Source organism: Vibrio sp. Vb1574 (genome assembly GCF_033338675.1).
Window position 1 is genome coordinate 28,891 of record NZ_JAWOTC010000039.1, and the last position, 20,566, is coordinate 49,456.

Genomic DNA, 20,566 nt, shown 5'->3' on the forward strand with positions numbered 1-20,566 from the left:
AAGCGAATATTAGGAGCAAAAACTCACAACTCGTAATCCCATTTGAAGGATGAAACCATCACTTCGCATATTCACAAGCAAACATCGATCAATAATTGTCTAAAATTTAATAACTTAGCGTTCTTCAATGAAAATCAAATAAATCGCAAAATGATTTTATTTTTATGTTCACTGTCCAAAAAGCTACTTTGTTGCGCTATTCCCTCTATATAGCGCATGACACCTTTCTCTTGATGGATTAGATCCTACAAAAGCGATTATCACTGATGCCATCACTTGCCTTATCTTTACATTCATCAAGTTAATAGAGAAAAACACCATGAACTCAATGCCACATGAACTTGTGTGGGGCGAAGTTTACTTCCCTCCCTTGTTGCTGGTTATTGCATTGGCTTACATGCTCACCATTTTGGTTGGAACCGTTGCAATAAAACTGGGACTCCACAAATACGTTGCATTTCCTGCGCTCGCTGAGCTAAGCCTAATTGTGATTTTTACTGGCGTTATTGGTCGATTCATTACCATATTTTGAGGCAAATTCCGTGATAAAACGTTATCTCATCACACTGCTACTATTGTGTTCAGCTGGCACCGTGATTTTCAGCTACTACCAATCATACACTGACAACCCATGGACTAGAGATGGCCAAGTTAGCGCGCACATCGTTTCTATAACCCCCCGCGTGACAGGACAAATCATCCAAGTCTACGTTGAAGACAATTCGCAAGTGAAACAAGGCGATTTGCTGTTTGAGATTGACCCAAGCATCTATAAAGCGGCGTACCACAAAGCGCTAGCAGCTCAAAAGCAAGCCATTGCATTACTAGCAAAGGCCAAAAATGAAGAGCAGCGAGCACTTAAGTTAGAAAAGCGCACACCTGGCGCCGTACCTGTACTGACATTGAATAACCTAGACAATGCAGTGGAGACAGCCGTTGCCAACGTAGAACTCGCGAAAGCCAATGTTGAAGAAGCCAAGCTAAACCTTGATTACACAAAAGTTTATGCGCCAACGAATGGTTATATAACTAATTTGAACTTACGCGTCGGCTCTCAAGTCGTCGCTAACTCCCCAGTCGTGGCTTTGATTGATGAAGACAGCTTTTGGATCGAAGGATATTTCAAAGAAACGGATTTAGTTGGCGTTGATCCACAAGATAAAGCCTACGTGACCTTAATGATGCACAATGAAGCTGTGCTGGAAGGAAAAATCAAAAGCATTGGCTACGGCATTGCGAAGCAAGATGGTAGTACTGGTAACGATCTTTTGCCCAATGTGAACCCTAACTTTCAGTGGATACGCTTAGCTCAACGCATTCCAATTAAAGTTAAATTAGATCACTTACCGAAAGATTTTCAACTACGTGTTGGTATGACGGCCTCTATCAAAATCATCAAACAATAATGCGGTGGAATGTATGTTTAATGCCTCAACCAAAGAAGCAATCAAAGCTGCGCTGTCTATCGTTATCGCGATCTGCCTTGCCTTATGGTTTCAATGGGAGAAACCGTATTGGGCAGCGATCGCAGTCGCGGTAATGGCATTAAATGAAAGCTTCGCTCAATCAATAAACAAAGGTCATAATCGCTTATTAGGAACCCTCCTTGGCATCGGTTATGCCTTTTTCCTCATCACGACGTTTTCTCAAGATCGCTTTTTGTTTCTCACCTTCTTCACCTTGTTTTTAGGTGCGTGCATTTTTATGTCGAGCGACGAAAAGTATGGTTATGTGTTCTCTATCGGTTTTGCTGTGTGCTCCATCATCGCATGTATGGGAGGATTTGATAGTCAAGCAACGTTCCACTTCGCTGTTCTTCGCATGCAAGAGACTATTCTTGGTGTGATCACGTTTTCTGTTGTGTACCGATTAGTCTGGCCAGTCAGTACAGAACAAAACTTCATTCAACGTTTTGAGACCAGCAGAGAGGCGATGCTTAACGCTATGAAATCGCCCAATGATACAGATATTGAAGCTCTTGAGACCAACAGCGCCAACATAGAAAAGTTATTCCAACTGGTCGGCTTACCACTTACTGGCAGCTACCACTTGAAAGAACATCGTCAGCTATGGCGTGCGCGTTTAAATGAGATGGCACAAATCCAAGACCGATTGCTAGAACAAGCAGATAAATCGCAAAGTCGTGAGATCGATTGGCCAACGCTAACGCAGCAACTTCAAAGCTTTGATATTAAAAATCCAAGTACGTCGCTCATCGGTCACGTTGCTTGTGTCATGCAAAGAGAGAAAAACACAGTTTGGCATCACGAGCATCGAACGTTTATCCAGCATTTGAATGAAGACGGCAGAAAGGTATTGCAAGGTGTATCCATGTTCGTCACTTCTTTGTTGATCTGGATTTATCTGCCCGTACCCGGAGGTTTCATTTTTCCGATGCTAGCTGGCGTGTTCTCTTCAATCGTTCCTACTATGCCACCAAGCATTATTAAAGATGCATTTTTTGGTGTGATAGGCACTGGCACGGTGATTCTATTGCAATACATTTTCCTAATGCCAATGATGACCGAGCTTTGGCAGCTTGGGCTATTCTACTTCATCAACATCATCGTAATTTGGAAGGTATTTTCCACACTAAAGCTGATGGTACACAGAATTCTAGGTATTAACTTATTGGTTGTCTTGACATCAGGAGCGCTCAATTTAACCCCAGCATATCGAATTGAAACGCCCTTGCTGATGCTGGTAAACATTATGATCATTTTGATGATTGCCAAGTTGTTTACTGATCTGTTCCGTGTTCGCGTCACGGCCTAAGCGTCACCTCCGTTCTTGAAACTAAAGCCCTGCATTGCTTCTGCTATGCGGGGCTGTTTGTTTGTGAGCTAGCCATTATTTCTTCGTAACCCATAAAGCGAGGATAGTATCCATCAAAAGCGATTAACGGAATCTCTCTTCACCTCATAAAATCCTCTCATTGATTCACGAAATGCAATCGAAAACCATGCATTCACAACATCAATCACAGCAAACATATCTATCTAACTGAACAAGAAGTTCAGTGACACATTAACTGTCTGAGTCTCGAAGGTTTGAGACTATTCAGAGTGGAAACTGTCATGAGTTTTTTTGAATTACGCGCCGGCAAGACGTCTTCTCTTACTGTGCTCGCGAGCGCACTAATGCTTACTACCCCCACTTTTGGCTTCGCCGCTGAAGAGACGACGACCTACAACGAAGTAATCGAGCAAGGCCGAGCACTGTTCGACAAATACGGTATCAGTCATGATTTACCAAAACTGGCCATCAGCTCTCTAGTTCAAGGCGAGCATTTGGTCGAGCATGCCCACCGAAGTGTTAAAATCGGTGATAGCGTTCGCGATTCGTCCGTCTACTTGGTTAAGAACACCGATAACAAAGGCAACATTGATCTGCGTATCAAGTACAACCCTGAACAACTCGATGAAAATGAAAAAGTACTTGATGAGATCGAAGCTTTCACACGAACAGAATACCGCCTTCGAAACTACGCGGAGAGTTTTGATCCGTCATCAGTAAGAGCCAAAGAGGATCAGAATGGTAATGTGATCATCAGTTTTAATTACTCAAAATACGGTCTTCCTCAAGATATCGCCTACTTTCGCTTTTTAAGCGTTGATATTGAGTTGGTTAATGGTGAACCGAAACGTATGGTCATTACCAACGATAAACCGTTCACACATCACAACTACCAAGTGGATTCTTACGATCAAGAGATCCTCTTCCAGAAATTAACATCAGGCAAAATTGCGATTGCCAGTAAAAACACCAAGATAGTTGGTTCAAAGAAAAATAAACCCCTCGAAATGATGAGCAGCGTAAAACCGGTAGCGATTTATGAAGATAAGCTTGGCGTGCAAGTACTAGACGAAAAACGCTTGAATGAGGTCTCTGATCCACGCATGCAAGAAGCCAGTGTTAAGCTAGACCGCGTTTTTCCTTTAATGGGTGATATGGTTCGTCGTCAAGGTATCGATTTGCCTCTGCCGTTTGGTGTATCGCTAGCGTATCGAAATCAAGATATGAATATTCCATTTAATGATTTCACGATTGAAGGCATCGGCCTTAATGAACTGTTTGATCCAGAAGACAGTGTCGGCATCGTGAGTGCTGAGAGCATGACGCTTCGTGGCGATGTAAACATCCTGCCATTTTGGAATGTATTTGGTTACATCGGAAAAGTTAATGTCGATGCCAATGTTGATGCCTCCTACACGGGTGAAGGTGGCCAGTACATAAAAGATAAGCTGAACGATAAACTGCCAGGATTAGGTGATAAGTTTTGCGATGGTTTATCTGCACTTTGTAGTCGCGGACGCTTAGACGTGCCGTTGCATTTGGAATATGACCTTCGTGGTATAGGTACAACCCTTTCGGTTGGCTATAAAGAATTCTTTGCTTCTGTCACTGGTACCTATTCGCAAACTCGCTTAAAGGGCTTAGATGATTGGGGCGATGGTATTGTTACTGTACAGCCGATGTTGGGTTATCAACTTGTCGATTATCGCACGCAGTTCTTTGTCGGAGCAGAATATCAAGGGCTGGACGCTCGAATGGACGGGCATGTAAAAAGCGGTGATATCGAATTCGATTACGACATTGGTGTAGATCTTAATCAATGGGCGTTTTTGACTGGTTTCAATAAGCAAATCGGCAAAAACTACAACCTGACCTTTCTCTATAACAAAGGGGAAACTCGAGAGTCAGTGACCTTAAATCTTGGTTACCGTTTCTAGCTCTCATAAAGAGCCCGCCCCTAGACGATGGTAGGACTGCATCCTACAAAGGCGATTATTGAAACTGTCGCCGATGCCCTACCATTTCAGCTATCAATACAACAAGCCATCCAACCATTCACGGATTAATGCCAAAGCGTCAGGACGTCGCTTGTTAGATGCCGTTTAACATTTTCGGTGTACGCACCAAATGACTTTTTGGACATAACAATGACTTTACTCAATCGCTCAACTTTAGCCATTACCATCACTCTTGCCTTAGCTGCCTGTAGTGATGATTCAAGCAAACCTAGCGTTCCTTACGATCCGGAGCCATTACAACCGCTACCACCAGAGCAAATCTCTTTGGAAATTGGTGATGCGACCATTCAAGCCACTAAAGAGTCCCTTGTTATCACCCCTCTTGATGCGGATGAAAAGCTGGCAGCAGTAGAGGCGTTCAAAGGTATCCAGTTTGCGCAAGCAGACCGCTTTCAGCACAGCATTGCGATCCCACTTGAAGGCGATATTGATGCGACTCAGTTCGGTGATGCGTGCCCGCAGTTAAAAACCACGGCACAAACGCAATCAGAAGATTGTTTGAACCTAAACATTTGGCGACCAGCAGGGACAGAAGCGTACGCAGATTTGCCAGTGTATGTCTTTATTCACGGTGGAGACTTTGAATACGGCGCTGGCTCAGAACCGCTGATTCATGGTGATATGGTGGTTGCACAAGGTGCTGACGATGGTAACCCGTTTATTGCTGTTACTTTTAACTATCGCTTGGGCTTGTTGGGCAGTGTTTGGGTCGATGGTTTGGACAACCCAGAGGGTGGTAACTTTGGCCTAGGCGATCAAAAACACGCGCTTGAATGGGTTCAACAAAACATAGAGGCATTCGGCGGCAATCCGCAAAACGTGACACTCATGGGGCAAGGTGCGGGTGCCATGTCGGTGGGAATTTTACAGCAATCAAAAGGCGATGCTGCAATCGCAGGTGAGCACTTTCAGCGTGCCATCATGCAAAGCAACGCGTACGGCTTTGAATATAAAAGTTACGATGTTGCCAAGAGCCAAAGGCCAGAGCAAAGTGTTGAAGATCTAACGCTACTACCACTTGAAGAGGTCATGAAGGTACAGAGCGAGATGCTTGATCCTATTCAACGTCTTAAGAACTGGGTACTGACCGCTGCGAATATTCCGGTTATAAGTCCAACACGAGACAACAGCCCATTAGCTACGTTGATGCCATTTGCGCCTTACATCGAGCATCGCCCACCAGCGTTTCTAGTGAAAGAAGTACCAGGCTATCACTTTACTGAACAAGCGATTGAGAGTGAATGGATCGTACCGACGGTAATTGGCTCAAACAGTGCAGAAAGCAATACTCTGGGCATGCTGCCGAGCCTGACATTTTTGATCCCAACTATCATTGAAATCTTGAGCCAAGAAGCGCCAGAAATCATTGAAAGTGGTGACGAAAACTTAATCGTCGAATACATGGTGGAGTGGCTAGAATCGGAAACGAACTTAAACCGTTTACTCACCGAATATCGTTCATTACTCAGCGATTCAGCTTCAATTGAACTCGATCTTTCTGACTTATTGGAACTGCTACCTAGCACCGCTTATGAGGCGATGACTAAGTTGTTCTTCGGTTTGGGGAACTCCGATTCAACCACGGAGTTACTTGCTCTGGCTGACTTCTTCCCTAACGATGAAAGCGAACTGAATGGCGCGGCCAAAAACATGCAGCAATTCAAAACCACATTGCATGACTTGCTCTTCACGGGTCCAAACCGTCATAAGGTTTCAACTGAAGAAGCAACAGGATCAACGCCAAGCTTCTACTACTTTGACTATACACCTGGATTCAACGTATGGACTTACAACACCAAAGGTGAAAATGGCGATCTCGACGTTGGTGATTTACTCAAAAGCATCAGTTGTATTGTGGGCTCTTGTAATGCATCGGAATTACCATTTGTGTTTAACAAGGCATTAAAGCTTGATGGTTCAAGTGTTCGCCCAGGTAGCAAAGACAAAGCAATGATGAACGAGCTCTCTCGTATGTGGTTTAGCGAACGTTTATTTGAGGACTTCCAATACAATAGCGCGACTGACCGAGTATTGCTGGTCGATAACGATGGCGGCATTCAATCCACACAAGACTGGGACAATGCTCATCACTCAGGCATCGATCCAAAACTGCGCCAAGGTCGCCTCAACGGTCTCGAGGAACTTGGGTTAATTCTTAGCCACATGTAACTTCATCCTCAGCCACTAAAAACTCGTTACCGAATACCTAAAAGCCAGTTCGCTGGCTTTTTTCATCCTTATTCCTTGAACATCATTAGGAAGGTTGACTCATGTTTCCTAGCGCCCTTCGTGCCCTGCTACTCTTTATCTTCAGTGCACTATTAGTTGGCTGTGCTCAGCCCTACCCTCAAGTTGAACCGGATTTTGAAGCCAATTGGCAAACTACTCAGCATCAAGCCAAAGTTTACTTAATTCCTACCGCTCCGGAAGCCTTTGCGCGTCGCGTTGAGCTGGTAAGAAATGCTCAGCAAAGCATCGATATGACTTACTTTTCTTGGGAGAGTGACACGCTTGGTTTGATGCTACTCAATGAACTCAAACAAGCAGCAGATCGTGGCGTGCAAGTTCGACTCACTCTCGATGATTTATTGGTGTTTAACGAGAAATGGCTTGCTGATCTCAGTGCTCACGACAACATTCAAATCCGTCTATTCAATCCGTTTGATTCACGTAAGTCAGGTTGGATTGGTCGCGCTGTCAACTTCTCTACTCATCAACAACGTTTGGACAATCGTCTGCACGAGAAGTACTTCAACGTCGACCATCAATGGATGATTCTAGGTGGACGTAACATTAGCGACGACTATTTTGGTTACAGCCGTAAAGCCAACTTCTTTGATATGGATGTCTTGTTCAAAGGCAGCATTATTCGAGCATTCGACCAAAACTACCAACAGCTTTGGGACAGCGAGCATGTTACGCCAATAGAAAACATCGTTAACGTTACCCCAAACTATTCCGCGTTTACTAAAGCGCTTAATGAAGGTGAGAAAGACAAAAGCATCATTCTGGCGGAAGTTGAAAAACAGGTTAAACACCTGACCAGTCCCGACTTCATCACTGCGCAAGTCACCCCCGTTTTCGACTCATTAAACAAGTTAGAAAACAACAAACCCTACTTTAGAAAACGTGCAGAACACCAAGTTTGGCAACAAATAACCTCTGCATCCAAAGCAGTGATATCAACGCCTTATGTGGTACCAAGTGATGGTGAATTTGTCTTTATTGATACCTTGATGGAGCAGAAAGCGGACATCACGTTAATGACGAACTCGTCTGCCTCTAATGATTCTGGCTTTATTCCGGCTTATTACGAGGAGCATCGCCAAACCTTGTTGGATAAGGGCGTTCATATACTAGAGTACAAAAACCAAGCGAAAAATGATGACCATTACTTCCATGCAGATACTTATTATCACAACAAGACGGTGATACTCGATGATCGGCTGACTTATATCGGCTCATCAAACTTCGACCCAAGATCGGATTTCCTCAATGTGGAATTTGGTGTGTTGGTCCAAAGCGAAGCTTTTGCAGAACATGTCATGCACTACTTAACTCGACAACAAGATGAACTGTTTTGGCAAGTATCTCGAGATAGACAAGGCCAAACTCAGTGGCAATCAATGAATGAGATCCATACTAAGAATCCAAACTATGGTGGATGGCATAAGGCGCCTAACTGGATATTCAAGAAACTGAATGGTGAGTTCGAACTCTAAACAATCAAGACTTAAAAAGGCTCTCTATCTGCAAGGATGAGAGCCTTTTTAATGCCCGCTAAAACTGCGTGCCTAGCGAAAAGTGAACGCGGAATTGGTCTCCTTGAGGAGCATCTAAACCGTAAGCAAAATCCACTTTGACGGGCACGTATTTTGAGCTCCATATCAAACTCAACCCTGTACCGCTTTTCCAATCCACCCTATCGTTGAAGGCATCACCGACATCATAAAATGCCCCAAGCCACAATTGGCGGTAGACCTGATATTGATATTCCAGCCCAGCAGTAAACATGTAACGAGCACCGGTTAAATCGCCATTTTCATCTCTCGGAGAGATAGACTCATAACCATAACCACGAAGATTGCCATCACCTCCCGCAAAGAAACGTAATGATGATGGAATATCGCTCAAAGTGTCAGCGACATTAATGCCAACATTAGAACGAAAGTGAAACTTGTGTTTTTCACTAATGTCCCAAGACAGAACACTATTGCCCTCAATACGCAGCAAACGAGAATCGGAGAAAAAATTAGGGTCTGAGTATTCCAATGAGTAAACGTGACGGTGCCTTACTTCTAATTGATCGTTCTTGCGATCAAGCAGTGAAAATGTCACCCCCGGTAATAACAACTGTGATTCGTTATTCTCCGACGCTTGTTGATAACTTTCTTGCAAATAACGAACGTGCATGGTGCTTTGCCAATCACTGTCTAACTGCCAGTGTTTTTCAAACGATAAATCATTAGAAAAACTCGATGTGTCTCGATAGTCGACATGCTTAGATTCAAACTGAATCCCGTAGTAATCCGTTAGAACATTTTGGGTGGGAATTTTGTAACCAAGTAATAGCGATTGTTCCGGTTTGGAAGCGTACGCTTGTGCCTCAAAACTGTGTCCACGTGCGTTATACCAAGGCTTGGTCCAGTTTAGCGAAGCGCGCAACCCCAAGTCTGTCGAATACCCACCGCCGACTTGCACAATATTGCGTGAATTCGGCTCTGCGAGCACTTCTATCGGCACCTTATGACCATCGGATATCTCCTCGAAATCCGCTTTCACAACCACACTGCGAAACCAATCAGTACTGGAGAGATCGGCCTGATATTGACTCAATTTCAAAGTGTCAAAATCGTCGCCCCACTCAAATGTTCTCATCGCTTCTATTCGAGCCGTTTCGATACCCGACGTAAGGACAGAGAGCTCTCCAAATTGGTAACGAGAACCACTAGAGAAATGCAGATTCACATGGGCTTGATTCAAACTTGGAATGACTTCCAAAGACGATTCGATAAAACGTCCATCTAAGTAACCTTTTTGCTGAGCCAATGAAATCAAGTTTCGTTTTAGCGTGTCGTACTCAGAATGAAGCAACGGCTGTCCTTGTTTAAGTTGAGCTTGATTGATTAGTTCGATGAAATCTTGATCGTTACTGGCCTCTCCCGACACAGCAATATTAGATTTTTTGACCAACATAACCTCCCCCTCGTCAACCTCAAGCGTGATGAGATCATTCTCTGATCTCCGAACATTGAGCTCGGAATGATAGTAGCCATAAGGGTTTAACGCATTATTAACCATCTGCGTTAGTCGATTTGAGGTAATGTTTGAAACAGAGAGTTTCGTTAGTGGTGTAAGGTGACTTTCAAGATTTTTCTCTAATATTGGTGTTAGCCCTTTGATTTTAAATTGCGCTCCGAGTGCATGATGTAAAGGCATAGAAGCTAAAACTGATATACCTATTATTTGTTTAATGAGAGGAGACACACCGCTACCTAGTTTAGCAATACACTCGACAAGGTTAATGATGGAATGGCATATCTATTAATCGCGTTTGTAGGATTGCTCCCTACGAAATCCTCTCGAAAATTCACGTTTCACAAGTAGATTCTTTGAACAATAAGTGGGCTCAAGCTAGGAGGTGGCAAATCATGCGGTCTGAAATAGGTATACTGTTTGCCAAAAATACAAAACCCAACGCTGAATGGATCTCATCAAGCGTTGGGTTACATTGATAATGTGTTTTTTAATCTAAAAAGCGGTCTGTTTGTAAAACTAGATCGAAGAACAGTTTCCTTTTTCTGCCATGTCGACTTTTAGTACTTCTGCTTTACCTTTGCTTTCGTCTACGAGTTCTACGCCCGCACCACCAACAAATACACCCATTTTAATGTATTGATTAACGAAATAATTACGGCCCTCTTCCGTTAAGATAGTTAAGTGATTTTCAGAAAACTCAGACTCTGTACTTACTTGATGTTCTTTATTGCCTTCGACCTCATGGTAGAAGAATACACCAGGAGCGGTTTCACCAATACATTCCCCATCGACGTAAACATACTTTTTAAGCGCTGCTCCGACAAAAGCATCTTCTCGGTAAATGTAAATCCCTGCGTTCCCCTTTTGAGGTGCTTCAAATGATTTCATTTGATTTGATACTGTCGAATCAACAGTAGGAACAGAAGCACAACCTGACAAACCCAAAAGGAATGCGGAACACAGAATTACTTTATTTTTCATGTTATTAACCTAGCTACGATAAAATCGCGCCAACCATACTATAAATAAATACGTTCACTTATTGGTATTTTTGAAATTTGTGATTCAACCTATGCAATAGCACTCATTTAACGCATGGATTGAGCAAACATTAGCCATATAATAATCACGAGAATAAAATGCCCTGTATCTAACGATCACTAAATGCCACTTTACTCGCTAGACTGATAAGTAGAATACCTGAAACACCTTCAAGAGTTCTTGAATAACGCTGAGAGTGTGGACGACTAAATACCCAATTACCCACAGAGGCGTACAAAACGTTACATGTCGTCGCAAGTACGCTGAACAGCAAGCCAAGTACTAATAATTGCATTGATGTTGAGCTTGCAGACGTATCAATAAATTGAGGCAGAAACGAGAGAAAGAATAGCGCTACTTTTGGATTCAAGACGCTGACGATAACCCCCTGAACAAACACATTTTTATTATTATCAACATTTTTGTTTTCAACGATTTTACTTTCTCCACGCCACATAGACAGTAATGACTGAACACCTAAATAAACTAGGTAAGCGGCCCCTAACCATTTAACAACGCTAAAAGCCAAAGATGAACTCAGAATTATTGCTGACAAACCTAAACATGCCGCTAGTGTATGAAAAAAGTAACCAACACCAAGCCCCAGAGCCGCTTTCAGCCCAGCAGATAATTTACCTTTCATTGTATTGGAAACAATATAAATTACATCAGGTCCAGGAATCATGTTGATAGCGAGACAAGCGACAACAAATAATAATAGTGAGTTTGAATCCATTCTTTTCTCCAAATTAACGTCTTGCGGGATAACATTTCATCGAACTACAAGTAATGCAACGTCCAGGTTTCAATTGGTTATATTTAGTATTAACAACACGTTACTAATACTACAGCACTGCGCGAAGAGCACAATCATGAACAGTGATACGAATTAAATTATGGGCCTTTGTTAGCCCTTTGAATGATAATATTTAGCATCGTTTGGTTGTAAGCTTTTTCTAGCCAGCAGCTCTTATGGAAGTTAACAAATCGGCTACTTAGTATACTTAATAGACCGTCAAATCAGATAGATTATCTATTCTTATTTCTTCAAGCCTTTTGTGCTTCATTTTCCTGCCTCACTAAGCAGCAACTTAATACTTGCTACACCAAAAAATAACGCGAACACGCCTTCAAAAACTGCTTTGGATCTGAGATAGGTTTGTCTGACCTTTTTATGCGCGAAAAGAAAAGCATAGCCAAAGAAAACCAAAGCACTAACCAGCCCCACAACAAAAAAAAACCGACAACAATTCCAACGGACTGGCCTTAGGAGGAACCCCTATCGAATAAAGCGCACCGAAAAACAGAATAGCCTTTGGGTTAGTTAAGTGAATTAACACTCCGGTTAAGTAGTTACCCTTCTTTGTCGTTACGTATGTTTTGGGTAACTTTAGCTGCTCGATGTTGCAGGCAGAATGTACAGACTTTAAAGCCAAATATAAAAGATAAAATGCCCCACAATATCTAAGAATTTCAAAAAGCCAAACATTGCTATAGAGTATGGTTGCGAGACCAAAAGCGGCTGAGGTTGACCAAAATAAAGACCCCGTTAAAACACCTGCAGCCAAATACCCACCAAAGCGCCGACCGTGGTTCATTGACGTGCCTGCTATCGCAAGAGTTGCAGGTCCGGGGCTAGCGATGGCAGCGATAGCTGATACGACAATCAGTGAATAATTTATCTCTTCCATTTTTACTCTAAGCCTCCAAATGGAGTTTTATCAACACTTATCGCAGAATAGTCTATTGAACGTACATCAGAAGCGTAATACTGATTAAAACACCAAGTGTCACGAATCGAGTTGAGATTCTTTGGTATTTTACTGCTCCAAAATAACATCAAATCCGCCATAAATGAGACGCTTTCCATCAAAGGGCATTGGGTTATTATCTGGACTCATTCGAGGATCACCCATGATCCGCTGCCACCCTGAGTCCCGAACTTCTTTTGAAGGCCAGACTACCCACGAAAACACAACGGTTTCGTTGCTTTCAGCGTTTACTGCCATGGGAAATGATGTGATCTCACCATCTGGTACTTCACTCCCCCACGTCTCAACAACCTTTAAGGCCCCAAACTCCCTGAACATTTCTGCTGCTATTTTTGCGTGTGCGATATACTTTTCTTTATTCGCTGTCGGCACTGCAGCGACAAACCCATCAATGTATGACATAAGTAAACTCCTTTCATTGGAGTTATAACCATAGCTCAATAAAAAGAATGCACATGATGCCAAACCATAGAAGCAGGTACGTAATACAGCTTGAGAGCTACATTCCTAGCTTGGACTTTATATGCATATTTGAAAGGTATGTGTTTGGATCAAGCTTGGTTAGCATATTTATAATCTCCAAAACACTCGAATACTCAATACGTTCCTCTTCAGCATGCCCGATCCCACCTATTGTAAAGTGAGTAAAGCGGTAATCACGATAAACGTTTTGCAGCTGGCTAGAAATATCTTTGAGTAATCTTTTACTGAGGGTGAATGCAGGGTATTCACTACTTTCTGAAAGCTCGGCTGTAGATCCAATAGATACAATATTGCATTTATCGTTAAGTGAACCTAAAGCGTTAAGTTCATTGACTAGATTAAGAAACCCAATCGGGCCAATATTCATAAACTCAATCAGTTCGTTTGTTGTCAATTCTGAAGACTCTCCCCACATCGACGCCAAATAAACTATGATGTCAAACTCTACACCTTTGAAGCACGTATAATCTGGCATTTTACCGGGATCAACGTCAATACAAACAGAAGCGACTCCCTCCTCAACTAGCTTTGATCTAGAAATCGCATAAATTTCTGTACCCTGTAAGTTCGTAGCCAAGAACCTTCCTAGACCCTTACTACCTCCAACGATTAAAATCTGCATAACCCTATTCCTTGGTTAAGGTTGTCTTTCATATTGTCCGCCAAACTGTTCATTAGGTATCACTTTAACGTTTCTATTGCCCTACTTAGTTCTATCTTCAATTTCATCGAATGGTTCAACTGAAATACGCTCTGCAATTTCACTCATCTTCTTCATTTTTTCTGGGTTACTAGTTCCCCAAAACCGCTCCCAGTCTTCACGTGTTCGCCACTTGGCAATAGTTAAAACCTTTTCCGGTACATCGTAAGAACGAAGCATAAAACTACCAAGCGCCCCTTCTACTGACTGATGAATTGAATCTGTCGTCGAACGCCATATATTTTGAAACTCATCCATTTTTTCACTTGGCACACGCCATTCATACACAACTCTAAACATAACACTTCCATTAAAATTTCTAGATTTAATACGGCAAAGTATTAAGAACACTAAGCCAGGTGAATAGCTGAATAAAGCAACATAGTAGAGCGTAGAGCAACATGAAAAGCAAAGTGTAAACGCTCTAAATCACTCCGATTCGATTAGTCATGCACACATTCAAAGATTTCGTATTGCCGTTTAACATTGGCTGTTACTTTTCCCCAATGTGAGGCTTGAACTCTTTCCTGATGTTGTTTAAAAGAGGCTTTGTCGACGAACTCCTCATAGACATCAAAACGAAACGGATTAGTCGAGCTTTGAGTCACAAGAAAACTAAGGCAGCCCGGCTCTTCTAACGTGAGCCTTTTGTGAGTTATTAACGCATGTTTTACTAATTCTAGATCCTTTTCCGGAACTAAAATAAAGCCTTTCAATGTAACTTTCGACATATCATCCTCCCGCCCCTATCGTGTAGCGTTTCGTTAAGAAGTAGCCAACACGCCCTCAATCTCAACCATCATATCGCAAATGTGAATCTCACCATGAATTAAAATGCCACGTGTTAGGAATCTATTTCTAATGCCCTATCGACTTACGAGCATAAGGTTATCTCTACCCTTTCTTTGCCTTTACCGATGTTCTTGCGTTTTAATTGAATTTGGCCGACTTCTGATGTGCGCTTTAAGTGAGTGCCACCGCAAGGCACTTGCGCAAACCCATCCACTCTCCAATACCTTCTTTCACTCTCTTGATCGGAAAAGTCACTAATAATAACTGAATCAGAGTTAATCAAATCTTGCACATCAGTTTCAATTTCTTTCAATAGCGGGCCAATACTTTCAGACCACTCGAAATCTATGCGACTCTTATTTTCAGAAATATGCGCGCCTATCTTAACAATGCCTTCCCGACGCTGATAAAACATCTCGAGCACCACTTCAGCCGCAAAGTGTAGCTTCATTAAGGCGTATCTACGCTTCCAATCAATATTCGTAGTTACAATGTCACCAAGAGTAAAATTTGGAGAGGATTCCAATGTGTAAATAAGTCGAACACCTAACTTTTGAGCAATCAAAACCGGAATACCATTAATCGTTCCTTTATCACTCTCTTGGCCTCCAGACTCTGCAAAGAAGATAGTCTGGTCCAATTCAACCTTATTTCCGTCTACATTGCTCACTCTTGAGTTAAGTTCTGTTTGGTAGGGATTAACCCAAAATAATTTCTCGCTCATGCTGCTATCCTTGCAGTAAGTCCTATCTTTGATAGTACATTCAGTGACCACCAAGTCAATTCAAGAAACCTCACCGTCAAATGTAAGGCTGTGTATAGAGCACGAGCAGGCTAGACCTATTAGATGCGTTTAAGGCCGGATACTAAACGCTGTCTAGGGGTTTAGCTAACAACCCGTAAATTGCGGAATCTGAGACTACTCCATTCACTTCCCAACGCTGCCTTAGGAAACCTTCCTTTATAAAACCTAACCGTTCCAAGACTTTACCTGAAGAAGCATTGTCTGGATCTATCTCAGCCTCGATTCGACGTAGATTCAGTGTTTTGAATGCGTGTTCGATTAATGCAGTTCCCGCCTCTAATACAATGCCTTTACCCCAGAAATGACGACTAACGCCAAAGCCAATTTCTGCGCGCCTAGACTCTTTCACGTGATTAAACAGCATTATCTTACCCAGAAGTTGGCCATTGCTCTTTAGGAAGATGCCTAGTGTCACTTCTGTATTACTATTCATGGCCTGTGTACTCTTGGCTATAAATGTTCGCGCTTCTTCAATTGAAACCCAAGGGCCAGTGTTCCAATATTTCATGACCTCATGGTCTGAGAAGATATCAAACAATTCGCTTGCATCATCTTCAACTAGCTCTCTTAGAATTAATCGTTCCGTTTCAATCTTTGTTACTAACATTTTGGGGTCAACCTTTTGGTTTGTTATTGGTGACGAAAATCCAATAAAAGTGTGAGACACGTAATACAAATGATTTCGTATGAGACTTTTAAACAAGCTCAACGCACGGCAAAAGCGCCACGTGTCACGATTCTATATTGAAGCAAATTTTAGACATTCAAGTGCGTCAACAAGTAACCGCTGAACACATCAAAGCTTGGGGTGAGTTGATCATAAGTCCTAAACTCAGGCTCAAAATAGTCCATATACTTTATTATCGCTTAGTGACGATTTCCTTCAGTACTCTGGCTGGGTTACCACCAACAACGACATTGTCTCCAAAACTCTTTGTAACGACTGCGCCAGAGGCTACCACCACGTTGTTCCCAAGTGTTACGCCAGGGTTGATTACGGCATGGCCACCTATCCAACAATTGTCACCAATGTTTATGGGCTTTGCTAGCTCTAAACCACTGTTCCTCTCGATAGGATCTAAGGGATGAGTCGCAGTATAAATGCCAACTTGAGGCCCAAGTAAACAGTTATCACCAAACTTAACTTCCGCAACATCCAAAATCACACAACCAAAATTAGCGTAGAAATTATCTCCAACGTGAATGTTGGATCCGTAGTCGCAATTGAAAGAAGATTCAACATGAATATCGTCACCTGTTGTGCCGAACAAGTGCTTAGTTATTTCAACTCGCTTTTGTTTATGCTCAACAGAGGTAGCATTCAATTTTTCAGTTAGTAACCTAGCGCTCAACCTTAACTTTAATAACTCTTCATCACTTGGGTCATAAAGCTCACCTGCTAACATTTTCTCTTTTTCTGACATAAAACTTGGACTCCAATACCAATTTTCTTACAACGCTACATTAAGTATGTGAGTAACGCTACCACCTAAGCATGGCTGCTCCACCACGAAAACAAAGCCCGACTTGAACGCAAGTCCTCAGCGCTATCAATTTTTTCAACAAACTAGTGCACTACCACCACCGTTCTCACTAACTTATCACCGAGCCGTTGCCTCTTTTTACCAAGAATGAAAATTGAGTCAATAAAACCTAAGAATGGAGTAATAACATTTCGAAAGAGCGACTGAAAAATATTGCACTTTTTACCCGTTCTTGCACTTATAACTGCAATGCCCAAAAATTTTTTACCCACACTTTGACCATTTGGTAAACAATCAGAAAAAAGGTAATACGATACAGTCGCAGTTACTGCTGTAGCGCGCACAAGCTCTTTTTCAATACCGATTTCTAAGCCGACCCATAAAACGGGAGTAAAAATGCTAAAACTGACAAAAAGATCAATCATTTGTCCAACACACCTAACTCCCGGACTAGCCAAAACGTAATTTTCTAGAGTAAATTTTCCTGCATTTTTCATTTTAAAATTTGGACTAACAATTGTTTATTTGTGAACTAACGCTATTGAGACAGTAACATCCCCACTAAACCTAATCCATACTTCCGCATAGTACGGTCGAACCTGATTTTTCTATCTTTTCAATATATTACCACGCTCGTTCTAAAGGCTAGATTGGTAATATTTCAACATCTCTTCTTGATTAAGCGCTTTACTTTCTAACTTTTGTTGATCTTTAAAGATTTGAGCTAATGAAGGGAGAATTGAGCGATTTACTTTATAGTCATCAGACCAAAGTTTCCCTCTCATCACCGCTTTCGCACAATGAAAATACATACTCTCTATGACTATTTTGATAACAACCTTAGGATCTTTACTTCCATCGGGGCAAGCAGATATCAAGTTGGCGTCGGTGTGAATACTTGCGATTCCTTTAATACGGAGCACTTCATCAATACCATTTACCATCAATAACAACCCTACCTTGGGGTTACTAATGATATTTTTTAGACTATCGATACGATTGTTCCCCGAGCTATCAGGGAGCAACAATGTTGATTCATCTAAAACTTTTACGAAGCCAGACTCCCCTCCTTTAGGAGAAAGATCGATATACCCTTGTGAATCAGCGGTACTTAGAACTGCAAAATGGCAGTTATTAATTAATGTAATCGCATGAACATCCAGCACAGGCAGAGCTTTATTTTTAGCTCTCGCACTTGGCTCTGCGTAAATTTCTTTTAACTGCTCTATTGTTTTAATTTCACTCATTCAATGTTATTCCTTCACTATCGTATAATGCTTTGCTTGTAAGCAAGCAGTAACTCTGACTTCTTGTATAGGCACTCGACATAACTCATCGTAAAAATACTACGAGTACAAATTATCTCTTTAATACCTTGTTATCTAAAGATTTAAAGTTTTTCACTAAACTCCCCACACTGCTTACACTTATAACCATGCTTGTAAAAAAACAGTGGAAAACCCAGTAAAATAAAAACTAAGAAAGCTGGGCGTTTACCTTTTGTAAATGCAAATAGATCTTTACTACCACATTTAGGGCAAACGTCTTTTTCTTCATCAACGTCAACTTCATTTCCCAATGATTCTGAGAAATCGCTACTAAGTATTTGTTTCGCATCTTCTGCATCACTTTCGGCCACCATCAGACGGACGCCGCCAATTGCATTTGAATAAAGCCACTGAGTATTTACCGTGTGCTCGTCAGCGATGTAACTTTCTATTCCGACACTATCTAGGCTTGCTCTCGCAATATGAGCTTCATGAGGAAAAGAAAACCTTGCTACTACAATCACATATTACTCCTTGTGGGAAAGCGCTCCCGTAAGGTATAAGAAACGCTAATTGGAAATGCCACGTGTAGTATTTCTTTTTGAACAATTTATTAGCCCACTACAGACTAATACATATACCCTAACCAATCTATATGACCAACAGCCCAAGTTTTACCGCTGATAGGTTTAACATATAAATCATCTAGTTGCTCTACAGCGACACCGTAATTTTTATGTTCGTGAACTCGCAACCAAGAACTTAGAGAGTTAAGGCGCATATAACCATTAGCCACATAAAAACGCTCCAAATCGGAGACTAAAATGATGAAGTCGACATCTTTAGTGGACGCATACTCGCTGAGTTGAGACAACATTTTTGTGCCAATACCTTGTCTTTGAACTGTGCTCTCGACACAAAAGTCACTCACACCTAATACTTTATAAATTTCATCACCAACGCGAACAACTCTGTAGTCTAATCCCATGTAACCAACTAACTGATCACCTTCGTAATTCAGAACTCTCATATGCGGGAGTTGCTTATAGTAAGAGCGAGTAACTTGATGTTCAGGAAACGACTGGTTTCTAAGAGCTTCAATTGCATTATGCTGCGCTTTAGATAATTCGATTTCTGGGTAAATATCCATATTTGACCTTTGAGTATTAATGACCTTTTGGTTACGATCCCTGTCGTTGAGTTTAACTCCGAGCGTGTCCTAACCTTGTGGGACATTGACAAATAACATAGAGTTTCTCAAAACACTACTTACAACATTTTTACTGCAAACCAATCGAAGTTGCTTAAGAACAAACACTACTTCATAGCAATGCCTACGGACCAAGCATTTGCAGCTTCTTACCCACACCCTATTCCGCCATCTGGAATTATTTTAATTACACAACGTGGGTACTCAATGTTGGTAAAAGCATTTACCGATGATTTTTCATGGCAAGTCCAAGAACAATTGGCAGATGCATATTTCGAAGCACAGAGAGTACTATCATCGGCGGAGCAACTATTAAACCAAGCTAATTTGCTAGTTCAACATGACCAACGAATTAACAACTTAGAAAAGGCTCAGTTAAATACACAAGCTCACATTTCTAGAACAAATGCCGAAGTTACAAAAGCCAATCAAAAAGCCGACGATGCATTTAAAGCGGCAAATGCTGCATTAGAGCATAAATTTGGAGATAAGGATTACTACACAGTTATCGCTTATTGTAACTCTAAAAATATCCCAATCATTCTGACCTTAGCAAAAGCTAAAGGTTTGGAAGCTAGAGCTTACACCCAAAAAATTGGAGGTAAGATCAATAAAGTTCCTGATGAACGTTGGGGACAAGTAAATGCGTATCATATTGCAGTTTTAGACCACGTTTTTAAACAGTGATTTATATCGGGAGTCCTCTGCTGAGGGCTCCAATTCCCCGTAATAAGGCTAACGCCCAGCTAAGGGGTGAGCAACGCAATACAAAAGCCGCCGCAAGCCGCCTTAATCACTAAAATCAACGCATGGTGAAAATGCCAAGCGTTGCGAATCCCTCTTGAACAGTTTGTTATGTGCCTTGGATTCAAGTACGAAGTGCGACACCCCTGAAATTTAAAACAGTGAGATGTGCTATTCATAAATTTTACTCCCGC

General features: G+C 41.8%; 22 protein-coding genes. 7 read left to right on the top strand and 15 right to left on the bottom strand.

Going from position 1 to position 20,566, the window contains the following annotated elements; translation table 11 throughout:
* The first annotated feature begins 319 nt into the window (after window positions 1-319).
* The 6 genes from R7O12_RS18980 (at window position 320) to R7O12_RS19005 (ending at window position 8,536) form a co-directional block, all read left to right on the top strand.
* On the top strand, window positions 320-532 hold the full coding sequence (locus R7O12_RS18980; RefSeq protein WP_318126265.1) for a DUF1656 domain-containing protein: 213 nt from the start codon (window positions 320-322) through the stop codon (window positions 530-532).
* Window positions 533-542: 10 nt separating this feature from the next.
* Window positions 543-1,406, top strand: a complete 864-nt coding sequence (locus R7O12_RS18985; protein WP_047009848.1) for an HlyD family secretion protein — start codon at window positions 543-545, stop codon at window positions 1,404-1,406.
* Window positions 1,407-1,419: 13 nt separating this feature from the next.
* Entirely contained in the window at window positions 1,420-2,775 is a 1,356-nt protein-coding gene (locus tag R7O12_RS18990) for an FUSC family protein (RefSeq protein WP_318126267.1), read from the top strand.
* A 302-nt stretch (window positions 2,776-3,077) separates the two neighbouring features.
* Window positions 3,078-4,733 carry a hypothetical protein gene (locus tag R7O12_RS18995; RefSeq protein WP_151514843.1) on the top strand — a complete coding sequence of 552 codons (1,656 nt, stop codon included), beginning with the start codon at window positions 3,078-3,080 and terminating at the stop codon, window positions 4,731-4,733.
* A 210-nt stretch (window positions 4,734-4,943) separates the two neighbouring features.
* A complete protein-coding gene (locus tag R7O12_RS19000; RefSeq protein ID WP_318126270.1) occupies window positions 4,944-6,983 on the top strand; it encodes a carboxylesterase family protein in 2,040 nt (679 codons plus the stop codon).
* A gap of 101 nt (window positions 6,984-7,084) precedes the next feature.
* The gene (locus R7O12_RS19005) at window positions 7,085-8,536 is read left to right on the top strand and encodes a phospholipase D family protein (protein WP_318126271.1); all 1,452 of its coding nucleotides are present in this window, start codon (window positions 7,085-7,087) and stop codon (window positions 8,534-8,536) included.
* Between the two features lie 58 nt (window positions 8,537-8,594).
* Here R7O12_RS19005 and R7O12_RS19010 read toward each other — a convergent pair whose 3' ends face one another.
* The 15 genes from R7O12_RS19010 to R7O12_RS19080 all read right to left on the bottom strand — a co-directional run bounded on the left by R7O12_RS19010 (window position 8,595) and on the right by R7O12_RS19080 (window position 19,568).
* Complete coding sequence (locus R7O12_RS19010) at window positions 8,595-10,253, bottom strand: autotransporter assembly complex family protein (RefSeq protein ID WP_318126272.1); 1,659 nt, start codon at window positions 10,251-10,253, stop codon at window positions 8,595-8,597.
* Between the two features lie 336 nt (window positions 10,254-10,589).
* Window positions 10,590-11,054: a DUF2846 domain-containing protein gene (locus R7O12_RS19015; RefSeq protein WP_005377099.1), complete on the bottom strand. Its 465-nt coding sequence runs from the start codon at window positions 11,052-11,054 to the stop codon at window positions 10,590-10,592.
* A 169-nt stretch (window positions 11,055-11,223) separates the two neighbouring features.
* Window positions 11,224-11,850, bottom strand: a complete 627-nt coding sequence (locus R7O12_RS19020) for a LysE family translocator (protein WP_005377098.1) — start codon at window positions 11,848-11,850, stop codon at window positions 11,224-11,226.
* 478 nt (window positions 11,851-12,328) lie between these two features.
* The gene (locus R7O12_RS19025; RefSeq protein WP_318126274.1) at window positions 12,329-12,805 is read right to left on the bottom strand and encodes a LysE family translocator; all 477 of its coding nucleotides are present in this window, start codon (window positions 12,803-12,805) and stop codon (window positions 12,329-12,331) included.
* Window positions 12,806-12,934: 129 nt separating this feature from the next.
* Window positions 12,935-13,288, bottom strand: coding sequence for a DUF1428 domain-containing protein (locus R7O12_RS19030; protein WP_017821465.1), 354 nt, complete (start codon window positions 13,286-13,288; stop codon window positions 12,935-12,937).
* Between the two features lie 97 nt (window positions 13,289-13,385).
* Window positions 13,386-13,991, bottom strand: a complete 606-nt coding sequence (locus R7O12_RS19035; protein WP_170890288.1) for a hypothetical protein — start codon at window positions 13,989-13,991, stop codon at window positions 13,386-13,388.
* Window positions 13,992-14,072: 81 nt separating this feature from the next.
* Window positions 14,073-14,369 carry an antibiotic biosynthesis monooxygenase family protein gene (locus R7O12_RS19040; protein ID WP_033907479.1) on the bottom strand — a complete coding sequence of 99 codons (297 nt, stop codon included), beginning with the start codon at window positions 14,367-14,369 and terminating at the stop codon, window positions 14,073-14,075.
* A gap of 143 nt (window positions 14,370-14,512) precedes the next feature.
* Window positions 14,513-14,800 carry a putative quinol monooxygenase gene (locus R7O12_RS19045; protein ID WP_053306982.1) on the bottom strand — a complete coding sequence of 96 codons (288 nt, stop codon included), beginning with the start codon at window positions 14,798-14,800 and terminating at the stop codon, window positions 14,513-14,515.
* 143 nt (window positions 14,801-14,943) lie between these two features.
* Window positions 14,944-15,585 (bottom strand): alanine--tRNA ligase-related protein, encoded by a 642-nt coding sequence (locus tag R7O12_RS19050; RefSeq protein WP_053350311.1) that lies wholly within the window; start codon window positions 15,583-15,585, stop codon window positions 14,944-14,946.
* A 142-nt stretch (window positions 15,586-15,727) separates the two neighbouring features.
* Entirely contained in the window at window positions 15,728-16,273 is a 546-nt protein-coding gene (locus R7O12_RS19055; protein ID WP_017634585.1) for a GNAT family N-acetyltransferase, read from the bottom strand.
* Between the two features lie 253 nt (window positions 16,274-16,526).
* Window positions 16,527-17,090: a sugar O-acetyltransferase gene (locus R7O12_RS19060; RefSeq protein WP_053306980.1), complete on the bottom strand. Its 564-nt coding sequence runs from the start codon at window positions 17,088-17,090 to the stop codon at window positions 16,527-16,529.
* A 143-nt stretch (window positions 17,091-17,233) separates the two neighbouring features.
* Window positions 17,234-17,647 (bottom strand): RDD family protein, encoded by a 414-nt coding sequence (locus R7O12_RS19065; protein WP_138939241.1) that lies wholly within the window; start codon window positions 17,645-17,647, stop codon window positions 17,234-17,236.
* A 141-nt stretch (window positions 17,648-17,788) separates the two neighbouring features.
* Window positions 17,789-18,397 carry a pyridoxamine 5'-phosphate oxidase family protein gene (locus R7O12_RS19070; protein ID WP_318126275.1) on the bottom strand — a complete coding sequence of 203 codons (609 nt, stop codon included), beginning with the start codon at window positions 18,395-18,397 and terminating at the stop codon, window positions 17,789-17,791.
* Between the two features lie 143 nt (window positions 18,398-18,540).
* Window positions 18,541-18,942, bottom strand: a complete 402-nt coding sequence (locus R7O12_RS19075) for a DUF2007 domain-containing protein (RefSeq protein ID WP_005377076.1) — start codon at window positions 18,940-18,942, stop codon at window positions 18,541-18,543.
* A gap of 104 nt (window positions 18,943-19,046) precedes the next feature.
* Entirely contained in the window at window positions 19,047-19,568 is a 522-nt protein-coding gene (locus tag R7O12_RS19080) for a GNAT family N-acetyltransferase (RefSeq protein ID WP_017821456.1), read from the bottom strand.
* 267 nt (window positions 19,569-19,835) lie between these two features.
* On the opposite strand from R7O12_RS19080, the gene R7O12_RS19085 reads away from it, so the two are divergent.
* A complete protein-coding gene (locus R7O12_RS19085) occupies window positions 19,836-20,315 on the top strand; it encodes a hypothetical protein (RefSeq protein WP_021033918.1) in 480 nt (159 codons plus the stop codon).
* Window positions 20,316-20,566 lie beyond the last annotated feature (251 nt).